The sequence below is a fragment of the Telluria sp. RB2R28 genome, from assembly GCF_059685835.1.
Map to the genome: position 1 here is coordinate 1 of NZ_JCASIK010000018.1, position 3,005 is coordinate 3,005.

Consider the following 3,005-nt stretch of genomic DNA (forward strand, 5'->3'; position numbering starts at 1 on the left):
GTATTTCTTTTTTGTGAACATTTGATAATTTAAGTAATCAAGAACCGAAGTTCTTGGCACCTTCATCAAACGCCCACACTTATCGACTGTTAATTTTTAAAGAACTTTATTCGGTGCATCTTGCTGTCGTTAGCGAATCGTTTTGTTCGCTGCAGCAGAGAAGAGAGATTATGCTGTGTTTCCGAAATCTCGTCAACTCTTTCTTTTCGCTTCGTCTCAGATTTCTCTGTAGACCTTGCTCTCGTAACCACTTGACTACGTTAACTTTTTCGGTCAGTGCCGAAGCGGAGGCGAACTATAACAAACTGCGGGTGGATTGCACAAGACCCCTTCAAGAATATTCTTTAAAGCGAGTACTGATGAGTCAAAAATAGCAAGACGCGACAGATGACATTGGCTTGCGCCACGAATGGCGAGGGACTGCCACGGCATGGGGGCGCTAACCCTCTTGGGTAGCGTTGCTTGCAATTATCTAGCGTGCGACCTATATTGGATCCATGACGACCCCTTCTCTTCCCTCTGCAACCACGCCTCGCCTCGACGAACAGCTGTGCTTCGCGCTGTATTCGACCTCGTTGGCAATGATGCGGGTTTATCGTGGCGTGCTCCCGCAACTGGGCCTGACCTACCCTCAATATCTCGTCATGATGGTGTTGTGGGAACAGGACCAATTGACGGTGTCAGATATCGGCGTGCATTTGTTCCTGGACTCCGCGACGTTGACCCCATTGCTCAAGCGCATGGAGGCTCAGGGCCTGGTGCAGCGCAACCGTGCGCGTAGTGATGAGCGGCAAGTGATCATCAGCCTGACTGACGATGGCAAGGCACTGAAACAGAAAGCCGCCAATGTAATGGCGGCAGTATTTCGTGCAACGAAGTGTTCGGCCGACGAAGCAGAGACATTACGTGGTCAGCTGGTCGAACTGCGCAATAGCTTGAACGATAACGACGCCTAAGCCGACGCGGTGATTTATCTGACTCAGGCTGCGATTCGCACCGGCTGGGTCTCGACATCGATACGGAACACTCTAACTGTTCGCAACAAACTCCCCGCTTGCTCGTTGAGCGCCGCCGCCGACGCAGCGGACTGCTCGACCAGGACAGCATTTTGCTGGGTTGCTTCATCCATCTGATCAACAGCAAGGTTGACCTCCTGAATACCCGCGTGCTGCGCTTCGCTGGCGGCAGTGATCTCTTCGATGATGCCGCTGACATGTCGCACGCTTGTCACGATGTCGGCCATCGTCGTGCCGGCCTGCTCGACCAGCTTCGAGCCCGCATCCACGTTCGCGACCGATTCGCCAATTAATGCGGAAATTTCCTTTGCAGCGCTGGCTGAACGCTGGGCCAGGCTTCGCACTTCACTGGCGACCACAGCAAAGCCACGGCCCTGTTCGCCTGCGCGCGCTGCCTCTACTGCAGCGTTGAGTGCGAGGATATTGGTTTGAAATGCGATGCCATCAATCACGCTGATGATGTCCGAGATCTTATGCGCAGATGCATTAATTTCCTGCATGGTTCTGACCACCGCATTGACAACACTGCCTCCCTTGCTGGCAACCTGGCTCGCTGACGCCGCAAGCGTATTGGCATGACGGGCATGTGCGGTATTTTGTTCCACCACGGCCGTGAACTTTTTCATCGACGTTGCCGTTCGACCGAGCGAGGTGGCTTGTTGAGCAGTGCGCGTTGAGAGGTCGCTGTTGCCGGCGGTGATTTCGCTGGAAGCATTTGCGATCATGTCGGTTCCACCGCGCACTTGCGATACGATGCGCTGCAGACTGGCTTGCATTTCTCCAATCGCATACATGACGCTTGCCCGATCTTTAAGGCGCACAGTCACCTTGACCGTGAGATCACCTGAAGCGATCGCCGATGCGATGCGATTGACCTCCAATGGTTCGCCGCCCAACTGGCGCAGCAGGTGCGCGGTGATGGCGCCACCAACCAGAATACTGATTATCACTGCGGCGAGCGCGACGGCGATGATTGTCGTTTGCGCGGACGTGATGGATTGTTCGGCGCTCAGCGTGCCGGCTTCAACCTGCTTTTGCACTGCCTTGATCACGCGATCGATGTCGAGCACGTTTTGCCGGCGCAGCGGGCTGCACTCATTGACCAGGAATGCACCATATTCCGTCATCTGCCCGGCATCGCGGTAGCGTCTCGGACGATTGAGCTCCTCTGCCATACGCAGCAGGCCGGCGCGCATCGTCGCAAAGTCAGCATTTCCTTCAAACAGGGGCGCCAGAGCCTGCAGCTCCTTGAGGAAATTTTCCTTTTGTTCGTCCAGCAGGGCCAGCTCACCCTGCGCTTTCGTCGTGTCGGGAATGATGTAGGCATTGCGTGCAGCGAGTCCGGTTTGCGCGAGAGATTCACGCAGCGCATACAAGCGCTCGAGCTTGGTCGTGCGGACGGCGTTCTGAGTCGCCAGTTCCTGACCAACATTTCCTAACTCACGCCAGGCAAAAAACGCGAGCACGATGATGAGGATGCCGACCAGGCCGAATCCGACGCCGAGTTTTGCACGGGTACTAAGTGAAGAAAATATGTTCATATGATAACAACTTCGAGCGGAATATGCGGTTTGCCGGTTGGGGTGCAGCCCATCAACTAGTGGATGTTGCACGAGAAGGAATAATTATAGAGAAGATTTAATAGCGCACGATTGATTCTATTCGGAAAGCAAAGTTTTTTATCCGCTAGGCTATTTACTCTGATGTTTTTTGACACGGAAGCGAGATGCGGCTTGGTAAATCAAGCGAAAGCGCGGGACGTGTGTGAGGTCGATCGTTGTAATGGGCTGTATCAGGCGGCGGATCACCGCGCGGATCAGGATGAGGCACCTTGGGTAAATCGACCGCCCAAAGCAAAAAGCCCCACTCAGGTCACTGAGTGGGGCTTTTCTATATAACTAGCCTGACGATAACCTACTTTCACACTGGTTGCAGCACTATCATCGGCGCAAAGTCGTTTCACGGTCCTGTTCGGGATGGGAAGGGGTG

General features: G+C 54.1%; 2 protein-coding genes and 1 rRNA gene. 1 reads left to right on the forward strand and 2 read right to left on the reverse strand.

What is annotated here, in order from left to right:
- Positions 1–497: 497 nt before the first annotated feature.
- Positions 498–956: a MarR family winged helix-turn-helix transcriptional regulator gene (locus AC56LV_RS24450; RefSeq protein ID WP_499561555.1), complete on the forward strand. Its 459-nt coding sequence runs from the start codon at positions 498–500 to the stop codon at positions 954–956.
- 23 nt (positions 957–979) lie between these two features.
- On the opposite strand, the gene AC56LV_RS24455 is transcribed toward AC56LV_RS24450, so the two are convergent.
- Both AC56LV_RS24455 and rrf read right to left on the reverse strand, forming a co-directional pair.
- On the reverse strand, positions 980–2,557 hold the full coding sequence (locus tag AC56LV_RS24455; protein ID WP_499561557.1) for a methyl-accepting chemotaxis protein: 1,578 nt from the start codon (positions 2,555–2,557) through the stop codon (positions 980–982).
- A gap of 360 nt (positions 2,558–2,917) precedes the next feature.
- Positions 2,918–3,005, reverse strand: a 5S ribosomal RNA gene (gene rrf, locus AC56LV_RS24460); the annotation flags it as partial.

What these genes read in the sequence shown, in the direction of transcription:
- AC56LV_RS24455 (WP_499561557.1), bottom strand. Translation starts at nt 2,557, where the DNA reads ATGAACATATTTTCTTCACTTAGTACCCGTGCAAAACTCGGCGTCGGA.
- AC56LV_RS24450 (WP_499561555.1), top strand. Translation starts at nt 498, where the DNA reads ATGACGACCCCTTCTCTTCCCTCTGCAACCACGCCTCGCCTCGACGAA.